This window comes from Mucilaginibacter robiniae (assembly GCF_012849215.1).
GTDB lineage: Bacteria > Bacteroidota > Bacteroidia > Sphingobacteriales > Sphingobacteriaceae > Mucilaginibacter > Mucilaginibacter robiniae.
The window spans coordinates 2,799,710-2,817,325 of record NZ_CP051682.1; the positions used below are offsets into that span (position 1 = coordinate 2,799,710).

The 17,616-nt window shown below is 41.4% G+C and carries 14 protein-coding genes and 1 tRNA gene; 11 read left to right on the plus strand and 4 right to left on the minus strand.

From position 1 onward, the window contains the following. Window positions 1-89: 89 nt before the first annotated feature. The 4 genes from HH214_RS12475 to era all read right to left on the minus strand — a co-directional run bounded on the left by HH214_RS12475 (window position 90) and on the right by era (window position 6,105). On the minus strand, window positions 90-1,436 hold the full coding sequence (locus HH214_RS12475; protein WP_169608138.1) for a MutS-related protein: 1,347 nt from the start codon (window positions 1,434-1,436) through the stop codon (window positions 90-92). 47 nt (window positions 1,437-1,483) lie between these two features. Further along, window positions 1,484-3,625, minus strand: coding sequence for a S9 family peptidase (locus tag HH214_RS12480; protein WP_169608139.1), 2,142 nt, complete (start codon window positions 3,623-3,625; stop codon window positions 1,484-1,486). Between the two features lie 177 nt (window positions 3,626-3,802). Continuing rightward, complete coding sequence (der, locus tag HH214_RS12485; RefSeq protein WP_169608141.1) at window positions 3,803-5,104, minus strand: ribosome biogenesis GTPase Der; 1,302 nt, start codon at window positions 5,102-5,104, stop codon at window positions 3,803-3,805. A 122-nt stretch (window positions 5,105-5,226) separates the two neighbouring features. Continuing rightward, a complete protein-coding gene (gene era / locus HH214_RS12490; RefSeq protein ID WP_169608143.1) occupies window positions 5,227-6,105 on the minus strand; it encodes a GTPase Era in 879 nt (292 codons plus the stop codon). A 77-nt stretch (window positions 6,106-6,182) separates the two neighbouring features. On the opposite strand from era, the gene HH214_RS12495 reads away from it, so the two are divergent. The 11 genes from HH214_RS12495 (at window position 6,183) to HH214_RS22235 (ending at window position 17,606) form a co-directional block, all read left to right on the plus strand. Then, a tRNA-Met gene (locus tag HH214_RS12495) sits at window positions 6,183-6,255 on the plus strand. Between the two features lie 339 nt (window positions 6,256-6,594). Next, window positions 6,595-6,948: a beta/gamma crystallin domain-containing protein gene (locus HH214_RS12500; protein WP_169608145.1), complete on the plus strand. Its 354-nt coding sequence runs from the start codon at window positions 6,595-6,597 to the stop codon at window positions 6,946-6,948. Window positions 6,949-7,053: 105 nt separating this feature from the next. Continuing rightward, complete coding sequence (locus HH214_RS12505; RefSeq protein ID WP_169608146.1) at window positions 7,054-7,329, plus strand: helix-turn-helix domain-containing protein; 276 nt, start codon at window positions 7,054-7,056, stop codon at window positions 7,327-7,329. Between the two features lie 3 nt (window positions 7,330-7,332). Then, window positions 7,333-7,557 (plus strand): hypothetical protein, encoded by a 225-nt coding sequence (locus HH214_RS12510; protein WP_169608148.1) that lies wholly within the window; start codon window positions 7,333-7,335, stop codon window positions 7,555-7,557. Window positions 7,558-8,571: 1,014 nt separating this feature from the next. Then, complete coding sequence (locus tag HH214_RS12515) at window positions 8,572-9,333, plus strand: GLPGLI family protein (protein ID WP_169608150.1); 762 nt, start codon at window positions 8,572-8,574, stop codon at window positions 9,331-9,333. Window positions 9,334-9,336: 3 nt separating this feature from the next. Next, complete coding sequence (locus tag HH214_RS12520) at window positions 9,337-12,030, plus strand: TonB-dependent receptor (protein ID WP_169608151.1); 2,694 nt, start codon at window positions 9,337-9,339, stop codon at window positions 12,028-12,030. Between the two features lie 207 nt (window positions 12,031-12,237). After that, a complete protein-coding gene (locus tag HH214_RS12525; protein WP_169608153.1) occupies window positions 12,238-12,555 on the plus strand; it encodes a hypothetical protein in 318 nt (105 codons plus the stop codon). Between the two features lie 340 nt (window positions 12,556-12,895). Next, window positions 12,896-13,120, plus strand: a complete 225-nt coding sequence (locus HH214_RS12530) for a transposase (protein ID WP_169611132.1) — start codon at window positions 12,896-12,898, stop codon at window positions 13,118-13,120. A gap of 121 nt (window positions 13,121-13,241) precedes the next feature. Next, window positions 13,242-13,991: an IS3 family transposase gene (locus HH214_RS12535; protein WP_169608155.1), complete on the plus strand. Its 750-nt coding sequence runs from the start codon at window positions 13,242-13,244 to the stop codon at window positions 13,989-13,991. 529 nt (window positions 13,992-14,520) lie between these two features. Further along, window positions 14,521-16,494 (plus strand): SusC/RagA family TonB-linked outer membrane protein, encoded by a 1,974-nt coding sequence (locus tag HH214_RS22230; protein WP_169608157.1) that lies wholly within the window; start codon window positions 14,521-14,523, stop codon window positions 16,492-16,494. A 56-nt stretch (window positions 16,495-16,550) separates the two neighbouring features. Then, window positions 16,551-17,606: a SusC/RagA family TonB-linked outer membrane protein gene (locus HH214_RS22235; RefSeq protein WP_390622359.1), complete on the plus strand. Its 1,056-nt coding sequence runs from the start codon at window positions 16,551-16,553 to the stop codon at window positions 17,604-17,606. The last annotated feature ends 10 nt before the right edge of the window (window positions 17,607-17,616 follow it).

The following is a 17,616-nucleotide window of genomic DNA, read 5'->3' on the forward strand; positions in this document are numbered from 1 at the left end:
GCAAATACTGAAGATGGTAGATTTAAAATCACGACAAAGCCTTGTACATACTATATAACTTATCACTTGTGCTATGTTTCTCTACAACATTATACTGTCTTATCTTGCGGTGAACTATTTTCAATAATTTCAATAATCTTTTCATTCTGTACTATCCAGTAGCCCAAGCGTTCGTCGGTGATGCCATTCTGAAGCTGGTAGCTGTAGGTAGGCACGCCTTCCTGCATCTTAGTTTCCATATAGCGGAAGCTGATGTTGTTCAGCTTTTTTAGTTCGTAGGCTACTTCGGTAATGTGGGTGGAAATGATAAAAATGCAGTTCCTGATTTTGGCAAAAGCTTGTATAATGGCTAAGGAAGAATCATAAGCGTCTTTTACATTGGTGCCACGAAATAGCTCATCAAACACCACTACCAATTTGCCGCGCTGTTTGATTTTTTGCGCTACTTGTTTTACCCGAATTACTTCGCTGTAAAAATGGCTATAGCCCTGAACTAAATTATCAGCCAGGTTAATAGTAGTTATTAACCCATTAAAAACGCTGGTTTGCATAGATGTGGCCGGCACGGGAAAACCAATGTGTACTAGTAATACACAAACAGCTATAGATTTTAACAAGGTGGATTTGCCTGCCATATTAGCGCCGGTTACAAAACAAACATTATGTTCGGCATTAAATGTAATATCATTCCTGATTGGGCTTTTGATTAAAGGATGAAATAGTCCGTTCAAGATTAAACAGGAGTCTGCATCAGATTTAATAATTGGATAGCTGAAATTGAGCTGCTCGGCTGTGTGGGCAACTGCACTGAATACATCCAACTGGTAAACCATATTCAGTAAGGTTTTTATTGCTTCACGCCCTTGATAGCGAAACACATAATCACACTCCTGTATTTGCAGGGCATTTAGCTTTTTAAGTATTAACAGCGGCATAATGGCTGCAAAATTGGGCTGGCTTAAAGTTTCATTTAGGAAAGTTTTATAGCGTAAACCTATAGCCGGGCTGTGGTGCTGAACTTCAAACGTAGCAAAATATTGGTTCAAAGTGCTAATCAGATTTAGTAGCAACTGGATGCCGCGTGTAATAACATAGTATTCGGCTGATGGCTTGAGTAAATGTTGAGCATAGCTTTTAACGGCCTGATAGGAAGAAACCTTCTGAGGATAATTATCCTGCTTCAAGTAATGCTCAATAAAGTCTAAATCATCTTTATGAAAGCTAGCTTCGGTACCGGTTTGCTGGAGATAGCGAATAAATTCCAGCCGCTCGTTAATTAAATTTGCATCGTGTAAAGGAGCATCAAACCAATCAGCCAGAACTAGTCTGCCGCCTAAGGTACGCGGTTTAAACAGGCTCATTATCGATGCCGTATCCCCGTAAGCTGCCGTGATTGCCAAATCATTGCGGGTTTGTTGGTCGACATCAAAAGCCATGTTAATCACTAATACTGTCTATATTCCTGATTCTATACTCTTAATTCTCATTCTTGAATATACCGCCCAAAGAATTCATAAATCCGTAACATTTGGTCAATGCGCTGGCGTACGTTGCCCGAGCGGGAGAGTTCGTGCGTGCCGCCGGGATGCTGTACGTATTCTACGGGGCGGTTTAATACTTTTAAAGCTTTGTACATCATTTCGCCTTGTACAATGCCGGTACGTAGGTCGGTTTCGCCATGCAACATGAGGTAAGGCGTGGTAATCTGATTTACATAGGTAAACGGCGATTCGCGAGTTAGAATAGGCTTAATTTGCGGTTCCCAAGGGTAACCACCAAAGTACATGGGTACTAAGCGCCAAGCGTTACCCTCGCCAAAAAAGGTAGTCAGGTCATACACGCCACGTTGTGATGAAATAGCTGCAAAACGTTTGGTATGGCTGGCTAACCAAGCTGTTAAGTAACCGGCGTATGAGCCACCTGTAGCTACGGTTTTAGCCGGATCGCCCCAGCCTTCGGCTAAAGTGCTATCCAGAGCAGCCAACACATCTTCGGTTGGGCCAGTACCCCAATCCTGGTAGTTAGCTTTCAAAAAATCCAAACCATAACCACCTGAACCACGCGGATTGGAGTAAACCACACCATAACCATGTGCGCAGAAAAATTGGTACTCGTGCCACATGCTACTTTCGCCAGGGCCCCACATAGCAGTTGGTCCGCCGTGTATTTGCAGCATGATAGGGTACTTTTTACCAGTTTGAAAGTTGGTTGGCTTCATGACCCAATATTCTACTTTCAAACCTTTGCTGTTGGTATAATACTTCTTTTCCGGGTAGCTGAGCTTTTTATCTTTCAGCCACTCGTAATTGAAGCTGGTAAGGCGTTTGGGTGATTTATTGCTGAGATCACTTACATAAAGCTCGAAAGGGTTAGCAACTTCGGTTTTTACATACACCAACAATTTTTTACCTACATCCAGTCCGCTTAAGCCCGCTTCAAAGCTGCTGAGCTGTTCGGGTTTAGTGTTAGTTACATTCACCCGGTAAATGGGAATACCACCGTTGGATTGTGCCGTAAAATACAAATACTTGCTATCGGCCGACCAGGTGAAGTTAGCAGCTGAACGGTCTAGCGGAATAGTAATTATTTGTGTAGGATGTTGCAAATCTAAAATTTTAATTTCGGGAATATCTATAACCATGCTTTTACCCGAGGTATAGACCAGATACTGGCCTGACGGTGAAATAGCGGCGTTGCTGAGCATCGCGTTATCTTGGGCAAGAACCAGCTTACGACTACCACCTGCCACTGGGATAGAATAAATAGCAGCTTGTACAGCACGATCAGGATTAGCCGTTGAATCAGGGGCTGATATGATGATAGACCTGCCATCGGGCATAAACTGTGCATTGCTGAAGCTGTTGAACCCATTGGTAAGCGGACGAGGTTTAGCGCCAGCTTCGGCATTCATAATAAAATAATGTGTAAAGCGAAAGTCTGGCTCGGTAGTTGCCTCGCCTTCAAAATTTAGTTTATTAAATACTTTAACTTTATGATCGGCTTCATCCTGTGCCAGATAGCTGCGAATAGCTGCAAAATTACCATTGGGGTTAGGTACAATGGTTGGTAAGCCTGGAAACTGGCTATATCCCGGCTTTTCGGATGCCCAAGCAGGAACTTGCTTCTGGCTGTTCAGTACCGAATCTTTCAGTAGTTCATTTAGCGATAGGTTAACGCTGAATAAAATCCGTTTACCATTAGGCGACCACTGCGGCGATGAAGCGCCATACTGTGCATGCGTAAGTTGTACAGGCTGCCCGCCGTTGGCAGGCACCAGAAAAATCTGGCTTCGGCCTTTTATGGAACTGACTACGGCAATCGTCTGGTCATCGGTCGACCAAGCGGCTTGACTGGCTGTGCTGTCTAGCAAAGCGTGTGGGGTAAAGCTGTTATCGGTAGAGGCTAGCCATACTTGGTTTTGGTAGGTGTACTCTTTGCTATTCTTTTGATCGGGGATGATGGAAGTAAGTGTAAAAGCTACTTTCTTACCATCGTGCGATAGCGCTACCCCGCTGATTTGTTTAATGCGAGTCAAATCGGTAACTTCTATTGTACTATTTTGCTGTGCTAAAGCTGCACTGATGATAAGAAAGGAATGGAAGAGTAGGAGGAAAGCTTTTTTCATAATCTGCCTTGTTGCAGCTAAATATAGTAAAATACTTATCCGGATATTGATTTTTGAGCTTTATGCTTAATAAGAAAGTATTGGTTTGAATAAAGAAGTTGTAATAGGCGTCAGTAAACATAAAAAAGGCTATCCAACTTAAGTTTGGATAGCCTTTTACATAATATATGTCGGTTTTTATTTCTGTCTGAAAAATATTTGTATCGGAACACCTGAAAAGTTGAAGTTTTCTCGGAGTTTATTTTCAATAAACCGCTTGTAAGGCTCTTTAATATATTGCGGCAGGTTACAGAAGAACGCAAACATAGGCGCATTACCATTAATCTGGGTAATGTATTTAATTTTTACGTGCTTGCCTTTTAATGCCGGTGGTGGGTAGTTTTCAATAATAGGCAGCATAATATCGTTCAGTCTTGAAGTAGATATTTTTTTGCTGCGGTTTTCATAAACCTGTTCGGCGGTTTCAATTACTTTCAGTAATCGTTGTTTTTCCAGTACTGAAGTGAATACGATAGGCACATCCGTAAAAGGTGCTATCTTCTCCATGATCTGCTCTTCGAAAACCTTAACCGTTTTGCTGTTCTTCTCAATCAAATCCCACTTGTTCACTACCAGCACAATGCCTTTCTTATTCTTTTCGGCCAGATGGAATATGTTGATATCCTGTGATTCCAAGCCTTCAACGGCATCAATCATCAAGATGATGATATCGGCTTCTTCCAGTGCCTTGATGGTACGCATCACGGAGTAAAACTCAATATTTTCTTTAACCTTGGTTTTTTTACGCAGTCCGGCAGTATCAATCAGCATAAACTCATGCCCGTAACGGTTGTAGTGAATGTGAATGGAATCGCGCGTGGTGCCGGCTATAGGGGTTACAATGTTACGCTCTTGGCCAATTAACGCATTGATGATAGATGACTTACCTACGTTAGGTCGGCCTACAATGGCATATTTAGGCAGTGTGTTTTCTTCAGCAGGCTCATCATCAAAACATTTGATCATTTCATCCAGTAACTCACCTGTGCCGGAGCCGGTCATGGAAGAGATGTTGTAGATTTCACCCAAACCCAAACTGTAAAACAAAGTAGCATCGGATTGCAGGGCATGGTTATCGACCTTATTCACCACTATAAAAACCGGCTTTTTACCTTTGCGCAGCAGGGTGGCAATTTCATCATCCAAGTCGGTGATGCCGGTGGTTACATCTACCATAAATAAAATAACCGTAGCTTCTTCAATGGCAATAACTACCTGTTCGCGTATAGCCGTTTCAAATACATCTTCCGAATTAGCTACATAACCACCGGTATCAATTACAGTAAAGCTCCGGCCCACCCACTCAGCGATGCCGTAATGCCGATCGCGCGTAACGCCGCTAAAGTCATCTACAATGGCTTTGCGGGTTTCGGTAAGCCGGTTATATAAAGTTGATTTGCCCACATTGGGTCGCCCTACAATGGCTACTATATTGCTCATGCTATTTTCAGAGTCAAGAACCAAAAGTCAAGAATCAAGATAAATCCCTCTTACTTTCCTTTTAATCCTGGTATGTTTAATTTAATTATATGTCTTGAATCTATATTCTTGATTCTAAATCCTCAATCCTCGTATCCGAATTGCTTTAGATAGTTTTTCTTGCTGCGCCAATCGCCGATTACTTTAACAAACATCTGCAAAAAGATTTTACGCTGAAAAAAATCTTCCATACTGCGACGAGCGTAAGTGCCTACAATTTTCAGCATTTCGCCGTTTTTACCAATCAGGATATTTTTTTGCGAATCACGTTCTACAATAATTTCAGCACTAATGCGGTAAAGATCATCGCTTTCTTTAAACTCGGTAATAATTACTTCGGTGCTGTACGGAATTTCTTTTTTATACTGCTTGAATACCTGCTCGCGTATCATCTCGGAGGCAAAAAAGCGATCGTTACGGTCTGTCAGAAAATCCTTTTCATAATAAGCCGGATGCTCAGGCAGATTTTCTAGAATAAAATCCATAATAGCCTTGATGTTATGCTCATGCAGTGCCGATATCGCAAAAATGGCTTTCGGGTTTAACTTCTGTTGCCAAAAGTCAATTTTTTGTTTTACCGTTTCTTCGTCCGATTTGTCAATTTTATTAATCAGTACCACTACCGGGGCCAATGAGCCTTGCAGCTTTTCTAATACATCACCCTCATCATGCGTTTCGTTAATATCCGTTACCAGCAAAATCAGGTCGGCATCTACAATAGAACCCGTTACCTGGTGCATCATGCTTTCTTGTAATAAATAGTTAGGTTTAATAACACCAGGCGTATCTGAAAAAACAATCTGGTAGTCTTCATGGTTAACTATACCCAGAATGCGATGCCGGGTGGTTTGTGCCTTAGGGGTAATGATGGACATTTTTTCGCCCACTAAGGCATTCATCAGGGTGGATTTGCCTGCGTTAGGCTTACCAATAATACTCACAAAACCTGCCCGGTGACTCATAGAAAAAAAAATTAAAATAAAATTTGGAGTACAAAGAAACGAATTATATCTTTGCAGACCAAATAAAACAAACAGAGTGCGGGATGGAGCAGTTGGTAGCTCGTCGGGCTCATAACCCGAAGGTCGTAGGTTCGAGTCCTGCTCCCGCTACCTTGATTATCAGGCAGTTACAGTAAAATGTAACTGCCTTTTGTTTTTCTGGTCATACAGTGTTCATACACACCAGCCATCGTAAGAAGTTAATAAACGACTTGCCGCTAATCCCGGCGGCAATACTCAAATATACGCAAATTGCTGATTATCAGAAACTATATCCAATTCTTTGGCTTTTTAAATCCAATTTTGAATTAGAAGCGGGATAGACACGATTAATTTAATTTGGAAATTTCTACAATTAATTTTAACTTAATAAATATTTACAAATCAGTGAATTAGTAAATTGCCGCAATAATATTGTATTAATATTGTTAAACCTTAAACTCAAGAACAATGTCGATTAAATTAAACATCAAATTTCCCAAAGATCGTGATGAAGCTTTAGCTGTATCAGGAGGTTGTTGGGTTACGTTTTATGAATCTCAAGATTATAAAGATCAACAAATCACTCTAAACGGTCCGTGTGAATATAGCAAACTTAATAATCTACCAAATAGTAACAATGAAGATTGGGGAGATCAATTCGATAGCTTGAGGACCGGACCTAGTGCATGGGTGCGTATTTATAACGATGAAAACTATAAAGATGATAGTTATACTTTTGGACCAGGTTCTAATATAAGACAACTTCCTAAAGGGGATGATGTAGATTCATTGAAAATTTTTGGTTACAATCCTGAAAGATAATACCGATTTTTATTCATTGATAGCCGTTATAGCAAATTTATAACGGCTATCTTTTTGGTAAAAGAATTTCAACGTTTGCAAGACTTGGAATAAAATTAATATAAAATGGAAGTAATCTGTTTTGAAGATCGCGCCTTTTATGCGCTGATTGATAAGCTGGAAGCCTACATCGACAGCAAAAAGCCAAAACCAACACATGGCGATAAGTGGGTTTCAGGCACGGAAGCCATGAACATATTGCGTATCAAAAGTAAAACCACTTTACAAAAATTACGTGATGAAGGAAAAATCCGTTTTACCCAGCCAGAGAAAAAAATCGTGCTATACGACCGGGATTCAATCATCGCTTATCTTGAAGATTTTACCTACGAAACATTTTAAATCATGGCAGAAGAACAACAAGACCCATCACCGGAATATATCAAAGGCTTTAACCAGATGTATAAGCTGAAACAGGAAATGCCGGAAGTAGCACAGCAAGTACTATCTTCTAAAGCAGAGGGCGACCGTGTTAAAGGCATGACAGCCGGAGCAAGGCAATATGAATTGGAGCGCATCCGAGAAGTTTCACAAAAGGGACATGAACAAACTCGTGAGCGCGAGATTTGATTGTATTAGAACATTTTAAGCTTTAAAGATTTACTCCGGTCATTGCCAAAATATACTTCAATTCATATTGTTGAATAATATTCAACTCTGCTAAAAATATGTCCTATACACAATAGAAAATGTTAGGACACAAGGGCTTTTCTAGCAGCCAAAGCCTTCAATGGATATTGTTTGCTACAAAACATGCACCTAAAATATCGGAAAAGATTACTACCGAGGCCAATGAGCATAACAATTGTACAAACATATGCATATGGGCAAACAGTAAGACAAGCAGCATTGTTTAGGAGCAGCAAAGCAAGAAACAGTAGTGTGATAAGAAGCAATAGCAAGAAAGATGAACCGCTTGTTTTTGACCAAGACATGATTGCATACCTATAAAAGACTAAATATAATTTTATTCAAAATAATTTTGTAGAGAAAAAATAAAAAATTAGATTTACGAAAATAGTCTTAACCTATCGCCTTATTCAACTATAGTACGTCCATTAGGAACATACTCTCCTTGGCAATCCTACCCTTTAGGACTTATTCAGAAATCCATATTCTAACTGAATGGTAAAATATTTTGCAAAAAAAAATTTGCTTGGGCTTAAGTGTATGTGTTCAACTTAACAGATTAGCCAAAATTTAAATCTTAATATTAACCAAAAATCACACAAACATGAAAAAAGTAACATTTTTTCTCTTGGCTTTTACAGCCTTACAGTTTCCAATGTGCATGCTAAAAACAAGTTAAAAAGCTTGCCTAAACGTTCGATTAGGTGGGACTGCACGCGAACTGTAACCAGCACGAGTTCGGCAAGTGTTGACTGTCCAGATGGTACTATTATCACAATCAGCGCTACCTCAACAGATACTGAAACTGCCGGTACTTGCGAAGAAGCATATGCTATCGCTTCTATATATTCTAGTAGTGTAGCAAGTCAAACAGTAGGCAATAATATCAAGGCTAAAAATTATATTTGTCCGTGATAGCATTTTAGCGGGAGCTATGCTCCCGCTCTTTTCCATATGAAGAAAATCATTATACTATCTATTTTTCTCTTTCTGTTCAAGTTAGAGGAAGCAGGAGCTCAAACTTTGGCGGCTCGCTATATGGTGACCCAAGACATTATTGGTGCGGGTCCACTTCAGGACAAAAAACTGACCACCATAGAAAGTACCGGTTACTTATACAAGAATGGAGGACGGTATTTATATTATGAAAAACCAGGATACTTGGAAAAGTACCCCGATGGAAATATCTCTCTTCAGGTTGATGCTACGCAAAATTATAACTTTAGTTTGTGCACGGATACACTACAGTATATCTCCTACACCAATACCGATAGCCTCATCAGAATTTACCGACCTACCGTTACAGGTAAACATGGCCCGGGTATCAACTACCGTCAACACTATGAGGCTGATTACTTTACCTGGGTCATGTTACCTGAAACTAAGGTAATTAATGGGCTAAAATGTCAAAAGGCTACCATGTCGATCAGAAATCTCCTTCAATGGATAATATGGTTTACGCCCAAAGTTTTCATGCAAGGCGGAGTGAAGGGAATCATAGGCGTACCGGGATTGGTTGTTGAGGCCGAGTGTTCCCCGCTACGAACCAAATATACCTTGCTGGAGTTTTCAGAGTCTGTTCCATTGAAAGCCTCGGTGTTTGATCTGGCAGAGCTGAAAGAGCCTTATGACCAGATGCCGCCCCTGCTTAAGGCTAATATCCAGCCTGTAGGCAAGAGCAAAATTCAAAAGCAAGCGGACCTTACCAACCAATAAAACTTGATCAGGAAGATTATCATCATCTTTCTGCTGGCCTTGCAATCAGCAACTGCCCAACAAAAACTATTAAAAGTCTTGGGGGATGTGACAGATACTGCTGGCGTAGGTGTAGTGAATTGTACAGTTACTCTGTTTGGGGCGAACGATGGTTTGATTTACAGCCATTTTAACATCGGTAATAATAACACATTCAAAGTAGAAATTGACTTTGGACGTAATGACTCACTTGTTGTTGAGGTCCATCATTTAGCTTTTACGCCGTTTCGGCGCGTGTATGCTGTTGTGCCCGGCACAACTACCTTGCGGTTATCAGCAACTCTACATTCGGCCGTACGAAATCTTAAGGAAGTCAACATAACACCTCCCCGTATATGGAAGCGCGGAGATACGACTTTTTATAAAGCAAACCAGTTTAAGGAAGGTGATGAGAAGAAGCTGAAAGACCTGCTTTTGAAACTGCCGGACTTTAGGCTAGAAACCGATGGCCAAATCACTTACAAAAATAAGCCGTTAGACAAAATCACGATAGACGGGGAAGAACTATTCTCAGATAAAATTGAGCTTTTGCTCAGCAATTTTCCCGTGCATGTGCTGAATACTATTCAGGTTATCGAAAATCAAAGCAGCCAGCGATTGCTCAAGGGACTCGCCGGTGAAAATAAAACTTTTATCAACCTGCAAGTTGATAAGAAAAATCGCTTGAGTGCCGGTTTTGGGGAGGTGGAGGCCGGAGTAGGAAACCGTGACCGGTATAACCTTTCGCCGGTTGCATTTTCCATCTACAGCCAAATTAAGGCAGGTTTTGTCGGCAATTACAATAGCATTGGTAATGGCATTGGGCTACAGCAGGAAGGCGAACTCCGTGGTTTGCCGGAGCGGGATGCACAGCAGCTACTAATGTCGAACCATACGTTGTATCACATCAATAATTTTGAGCAGCGGTGGTATATTCAAAACAGGCAATGGGATAACCGCCTTCAGATCAATACGCCGGTAAGCAAGACCATCCATTCCCAAACCGAAATAAGCTACATTCGCGACCGGCAGCCGCAGCATGCCTATTACACCTCTTTTTTACTGAACAATGGCCGCTATGAGCAACGGATCGACTCAAATTCAAACCTGTACAAACCTGCCATATTATCAGTCAAACAAACGTTTAATATTCAGCCGGACTCCGTTCATGACTTGAAAGTTGTATTCGACTTGTATGATGACCGATCTCTTGGGCAGCAAACCACTATATTCAGGGGCTTTGGGATAGGTTCGCCTTTGGCTGTTGCTACCCAGAACCAATGGACCAGCCTGACACTCTCCAGTGATTACACCATACGGCAAACACTGCGTAAAGCGAGCACTATTTCTTTTTTGGTAAACAAACAGAATCTGGGACAGTCTGCATCCGGAGAATCGGCTGATATTGCCGGTATTTTCTCCTTACCTGCGGGGTATAACGAAATGTCTAACCGCATTCAGACAAGCTTTTTAAATATTCAGGGAAGTTGGAAACTACTATTACGAGACAAAAAGAATCATTTAACCAACTTTGGCCTTTCCTTACAACACAAAGCCATAGGCCTGAACCAGCGATTAAACATTGATCAGCATAACGGGAATTTATCCCTAGTGGAGCAGAGTGGGTTGAGTAACCTGTTTGATTATAGTGTGACGAAGTTTACCTCTTCATTTATGCGGTCGTTTAGGGCCATTTTCAAAGACCCTTTCTTCTTCACAACTGAGTTGGGGGTTGCTCATTTTTCTCCGGGTAATAAAGATTCAGTCTCAGCTTTCAGTACCTTTTTGTTCAAGAGCACGCTAAGTCAAGATCATACCTTAGCAGAAGGATTGACAGGAAAGTTTAGTGGCGGCGTATCTCAATGGCAACTCGAACCGGAACATCTGTACAGCGGGTATTATCCCTCCACCATTTTATCCTTCAGGCGATCCCTCAATCTTGCTTTACCCTTACGAAAGCTCGAAGGAACCTATGTTGTTGGATACAGATTGCCTAATGACCTGACTTACTTTGCTTTTTTAATTTCAGGTGAATTTATGCCGAATGGGATTGTCACTTATAATACTTATAATTCTTTTATTGGATTCGCTGATGCTTATCTACTGAATAAAAGTACAAGCAGGAAAACAGTGTCATTTTCAATGAGTATGCCCTCATTGCTTCTCAACGCCATGATTAACTTCAATGCTTTGTATCAAAAAAGCGGCTTTCTGATTTCCTCTGGCAGTGAAATATGGAACACTTCTCTTGATTACTACAGTTTATTTTTGTCCCTTAAGAAGAATTGGAACAGGAAATATTACATCAGGCTAAGCACTATTCTATCTACAAATATCAACCACCTTCCTAGCAGTACTGATGTAGCGGAAAGTAAAATATCTTCCCTAAAACATAACTTTTATCAGCGGCTCCTCATTAACAAGCAAATGAACCTGGTATCCAATTTCAACTATTATCAAAATAATCTATTCACCACCAACCGGGCTAACTTCCTGATGGCGGATGTGGAATGGAATTACCAGTGGAAGCAGTCGCCCTTATACCTTTCACTCAAAGCGGACAATCTTTTCAACGAAAAAAACTATTATAGCTATAACAATTCAGTACTGGTGCAAAGTTTCAGCACCATACCACTGATCGGACGTAGTATTTATGCCTCTGTTCGCTATACATTTTAATCACTACTATGCATACTACACGCAGTAAGAGAAAAAATTAAAACCGTTTGATTAAATCTCTGCGAGTTCTACCTATTCAGTAGTATAATAAACATGATGACATTGGATTAATTTTTATAATTTAAACGTTTATAATAATGACTTGATTAGAAACATTCGAATTCGGTCATTGCCATTGAATAAACGCAATTAAAACTTTAAAATATAATGAGTGAGCAAAATTTAGAAAGATTGTATGCGAGAATACTCGTGACTTTCGAAAACGGAAGTGAAGTTTGCTATGCCTATAACCGGGAGTCATTGGAACTTTTAGGACTTTACAAGTCAGAATATGATGGTTCTTTATTTATAGAAGTCGGACAAGCAATTACTTACAACGAAGAGCGGTTTAAAATAAAGAAGGTAAATTTTAAGCTTTATAAAGAGCTTTATGAAATGGGCGATGGATATGGTGTGAATTTGTATGGGATCACCGAGCCAACCGATTATAATTGCCAGGTCGGTGTTTTTGTGGAACGAGTATAATGAGGTGACAAGTAATGAATTTTGATAACCTGAGTTTCGAAGAACTTGATAATTTAGCTGTACAATATTTAATATTCGATACAAAAGAATTAGCTTTTATATTAAAAAGCCACCTGTATATTGAACGCATTTTAGAGACCTTAATTAAAAAGAAGATTGTTAAGTTCGATGATCTGTCCAAGCATCAGCTATCATTTAATTTTAAAGTCGATCTTGCAGTGTGTTTGGATGTTGTAACCCCTCCTAAAAGTCGGACTGCTTAGAGGACGAAAAGTCTTAACTTTAAATAGTCAAACGATGAAGAACTCGATCATTACCGAAGCACAGACCCCGCAAGGCCATCAAAGAGTATGAAGGTGGCCGTGAGCTAAACGACATATGCCGCGAACTGGGCGTGCACAAATCCACCTTTTACAACTGGCGTAAAAAGTATGCTGGTATGGACAGCCAGGAATTGAAGCGGCTGAAAGAGCTGGAGGAAGAGAACCGTAAACTGAAGCATATGTATGCAGAGCTGGCTTTAGATCATAGTTTACTAAAAGACGTACTCTCAAAAAAGTTCTGAAGCCCTGCCAGCGTAAAGACATGGCCCCGTTACTTGATGGAGTTCCGTCAGGTAAGTATTAGCAGGGCTTGCCGGGTAGTGAGGCTGCCCAAATCCATGTATTATTATAAGAACGTCAGAGATGATTCAGAGACCACCAGATAAGTTGCTGGAACTCTCCGAAAAGCACCCCACCGAGGGTCAGGATCTGTATTACAGCAGAATTCGGCAGCAGGGCTTGCTATGGAATTACAAGCGTGTAAGACGTGTTTACCTGCTGCTGGGCATGAATAGGCGCCGCAAGGTGCGCAGACGTGTACCGGCAAGGGTTAAAGTGCCGTTAGTAGTGCCTGAGCAGGCTGGAGATACCTGGTCTATGGATTTTATGTGCGATGTGCTGATGAACAAGAGAAGGTTCCGTACGCTCAACATTATCGATGATTACAATAGAGAGGTTATCGCGATTGAAGCTGCCCATACAATGCCAGCAACCAGGGTAACACAGATACTGGAACGAGCCATTCATGAGCAGGGCAAACCCAGTTGCATCAGGGTAGATAATGGACCTGAGTTTAATAGCAAGGAGTTTAAGGATTGGTGTGAAAGCAAAGGTGTTACATTACAATTCACCCAACCGGGCAAGCCTATGCAGAACTGCTATATCGAACGGTTCAATAGAACCTTCCGTGAAAATATACTGGATGCTTACTTATTTGAAGACATCAACCAGGTACAGGTTTTAGCCGATGAATGGATGGAAGATTACAATTACAGTAGGCCGCATGAGGCACTGGGAGGTATAACGCCAGACTTGTACAAGCGGCTAAACTGTGGAGATACCAGAAACTCTACCGAGTTTCCTGGGGCATCTCCACAGTTCAAACAACAATAATTATACTTTTGAATCAATAAGTCTATAAAATACCAGTCCGAACTAAGGGAGGGTTACAAATTAACATTGCCTAAGCTGCTGAGTTCTTGATTATCTTATAAATCTTGTGCTTTATTGATGTGCTAGTGATGTTTGCCTAATGCTAAAATGTGCATGTTAAGATATAATTAGAAATGGATAAGCTACATGTAGGAAGTTGTAACTTTTTACAAATATATCTTGCAAGTGGCCTATTTATTATGCTTATTTGTCTACTATATCTATAGATTATATATTATATGAAAAAACAGCTATATCATCGAACACAGGTCCTACTCGTACAAAGTGCTTACCCTCGCACTTTACACCCACTTTCAGCTGCACGCCCTTGTGCTACCCCCATGTGCTGTATGTGTTGTAGCTGCCGCTAATTATAAGCTATAATATCTCGTAGTAGCTTCCCAACGTGTTTTTGGAGAATTTGATCGATAGCTGTATTTGCAGCTATTGTTATCCTCGCCTTTAATATTTCCCAATCTTCTTTTCAACCATGAAACATCTATACACGATAAGTGTGTCCCTGCTGATTTGTGTTCTTTTAACACAGATAGCAGCAGCACAAACAAATACGCAAGCCACCATCAAATCAACGCTCCAGGGTACAGTTACTGATGGCGTAACCAAGCAGCCTTTACCTGGGGCTGTAATAAAAATTAAAGGCACTACTCATGCCGTATCTACAGATATCGATGGCAAGTTTAGCTTTGTAACCGGCCAGTCTTTCCCTTATACTCTCATTATTACGTTTGTAGGTTATACACCCCAGGAACTAAATGTTGCAGGTAGCCCGGTGCAGATTGCTTTGCAGCCCAACAATAGCCAGCTTAATGATGTGGTAATCACGGGGTATAGCACCCAAGAACGTAAATATATAGCCAGTTCTATTTCAAGTGTAAACGGCGATGTGATTCAGGATCAGCCTGCTGCCGGCTTTAATCAACTGTTGCAGGGTAAAACTACCGGTGTGCAGGTGCTTACTAATTCAGGTGTACCCGGTGGCGGTATCACTTTTCGCGTAAGGGGTAATAACTCTATCAACACCTCTGTTGACCCTTTGTATGTAATTGATGGCGTATTTGTAAGCACTGCTGAACCTTTGCAAACCTCTATTGGTAACCAGGAGCAATCAAACCCGCTTGCCGATATTAACCCTGATGATATCGAAAACATCCAGATTTTAAAGGATGCCAATGCAACTGCCATTTACGGTTCATTAGGCGCTAATGGGGTAGTTCTGGTAACTACCAAGCGGGGTAAGCGCAATACCAAAGCAAAAATCAATCTGAGCACTTACCAGGGGTGGTCAAATGCCATTAGAGAGTTTAAAGTAACAGATGGGCCAACCACAGCACTGCTGGCCAATGAAGCAAAAACCAACACCGCTAAAGATAACGGTAAGGTAGTTGCTGCAAGTGATTTAATTGCTAATCCGGAGTCACAGCCTACTTACGACCGTATCGGGGCCATCTTTCGTACGGCACGTACCGAAAATTATGATATCTCCACACAGGGAGGCTCTGCCACTAGCGATTACTATATTGCTTTTGGTTACCTTAATCAGGAATCTGTTGTAAAGCCTTCGGCTTACAAACGGTATACTGGGCGGTTGAATTATGACAACTATCTTACCGATAAATTAAAAGTAGGTACCAGCATTAACGTTACCCGTTCCGTACGTAACCTGAGCAGTAATGATAATAATCCGCAGGGGGTAATCAACTCGGCTTTATTTACACGCTCGTACCTGCCTATCTACAATGCTGATGGTTCTTACGCGCGGTATGGCAGCTTTGATAATCCGATAGCTTTAATCAACAACCTGAATAACAATGCTACAGGCTGGCGTACCATAGGGAATGTATTTGCAGAGTACACCTTTTTACCCGGCCTGAAATTACGGAGCAGCTGGAGTTTGGATAACGGCAGCGAATACGAAAACAATTATGCTAACACGCTGATTAGCGCCGGTATTTCTACCAATGGTTCTGCCTCATCTTATGAAACCAAAAATATTGTGTACACCAACGAGCAGGTATTAACCTATATCAAATCATTTGGTAAAAGCAACATCAATGCTTTGATTGGTAACACCTTCAATACAGCTCTTGCTCAGGGAACAGGCGCAACAGGTACCAATTTTCCTGCCAACAGCATAACTGCCATAAGCGCGGCCGGAACAACTACTGGTTCTTCTTTCAGAAACGAAGCTAAACTGGTATCTTTTTTTAGTAAGGTAAGCTACGCTTATGACGAAAAGTACATTATTGATGCCAGTATCCGTGCTGATGCTTCCTCCAAATTTGGTGCGGATAAAAGATGGGGCTACTTCCCTTCAGCCGGCGCAGCCTGGCGTGCAGGTCAGGAAGATTTTATCAAGCAGCTGCACGTTTTTGATGATTTAAAGTTTAGGGGGAGTATCGGGGTAGCAGGTAACCAAGGGGGATCAGTCCTTACGGAGCTTTAGGACTGTATGGTTCGGGTGCAAATTACCTCGGATCAGCAGGTATAACGCCTTCACAATTGGCTAACCCCAATTTAACTTGGGAAAGTACCCGGCAGGTAGACTTAGGTACAGAGTTTTCTGTATTAAACAACCGGCTTACCTTCAGCTTTGATTATTATAATAAGTATACCTATAACGTATTGTTGAATGTACCTGTGCCATCCCGTTCCGGCTTTACTACTTATCTGCAAAACTATGGTGCAGTTCGCAACAAAGGAGAAGAGTTTGCCATCCATAGCCTGAATATTGCTAATGAGCATTTTAAGTGGACTGCTGATTTTAATATCTCCTTTAACAAAAACCGTATTGAAAAACTGGCTTCCGATATTACCCAGGGAGCATCAGGCCGCAACATCTCCATCCTGAGGCAGGGTTACCCGGTAAATTCTTTTTATCTGTACAAGCAATTGTCTGTAGATCCTCAAACAGGTAATGCTATATATGAGGATGTAAATAAGGACGGGCAAATTACCTCCGCCGACCGCCAGATTGTAGGCAATGCCCAGCCTAAGTATACCGGCGGTTTCACCAACACATTTACCTACCGGAATTTTGACCTGTCAGCCTTTTTCTATTTCAATGTGGGTAACAAGATCATGAACATGAACGACTTTTTCCTGGTGCATGGCGGTACCCAGGCCAATATCGGATTTATACCGAGACAGTTACAGCGGTGGATTACCCCGGGGCAGATAACTGATATTCCGAGGATGACTACTTCTAATATTGATCCAGCAACGGGTACGGCCAATCCTGCAGCGAATGATAGTCCGGCCAATAATTATGGCGGTAATGTGGCCAACCTAAGCTCCCGCTATCTGCAGGATGGTTCATTCCTCCGGTTGAAGACGCTCACTATCGGTTATACCTTGTCGCCAGCGTGGTTGAAACGTGCCAGCATCACCCGGGCACGTATATACTTCCAAGCCACTAATCTGATTACCTGGACCAAGTATGATGGTTTGGACCCGGAAGTAAGTTCACAGAGCAACAACCAAAATACCGCCGGTTACGACTGGGCCACAGTTCCTCAACCGCGCACTTTACAGGTGGGCGCTAATGTTACCTTTTAATTTTTTAAGT

Bases quoted from the DNA above. Each gene is read 5' to 3' on its own strand.
- HH214_RS12475 (WP_169608138.1), bottom strand. From the start codon at position 1,436: ATGGCTTTTGATGTCGACCAACAAACCCGCAATGATTTGGCAATCACG.
- HH214_RS12480 (WP_169608139.1), bottom strand. From the start codon at position 3,625: ATGAAAAAAGCTTTCCTCCTACTCTTCCATTCCTTTCTTATCATCAGT.
- der (WP_169608141.1), bottom strand. From the start codon at position 5,104: ATGAGCAATATAGTAGCCATTGTAGGGCGACCCAATGTGGGCAAATCA.
- era (WP_169608143.1), bottom strand. From the start codon at position 6,105: ATGAGTCACCGGGCAGGTTTTGTGAGTATTATTGGTAAGCCTAACGCA.
- HH214_RS12500 (WP_169608145.1), top strand. From the start codon at position 6,595: ATGTCGATTAAATTAAACATCAAATTTCCCAAAGATCGTGATGAAGCT.
- HH214_RS12505 (WP_169608146.1), top strand. From the start codon at position 7,054: ATGGAAGTAATCTGTTTTGAAGATCGCGCCTTTTATGCGCTGATTGAT.
- HH214_RS12510 (WP_169608148.1), top strand. From the start codon at position 7,333: ATGGCAGAAGAACAACAAGACCCATCACCGGAATATATCAAAGGCTTT.
- HH214_RS12515 (WP_169608150.1), top strand. From the start codon at position 8,572: ATGAAGAAAATCATTATACTATCTATTTTTCTCTTTCTGTTCAAGTTA.
- HH214_RS12525 (WP_169608153.1), top strand. From the start codon at position 12,238: ATGAGTGAGCAAAATTTAGAAAGATTGTATGCGAGAATACTCGTGACT.
- HH214_RS12535 (WP_169608155.1), top strand. From the start codon at position 13,242: ATGATTCAGAGACCACCAGATAAGTTGCTGGAACTCTCCGAAAAGCAC.
- HH214_RS22230 (WP_169608157.1), top strand. From the start codon at position 14,521: ATGAAACATCTATACACGATAAGTGTGTCCCTGCTGATTTGTGTTCTT.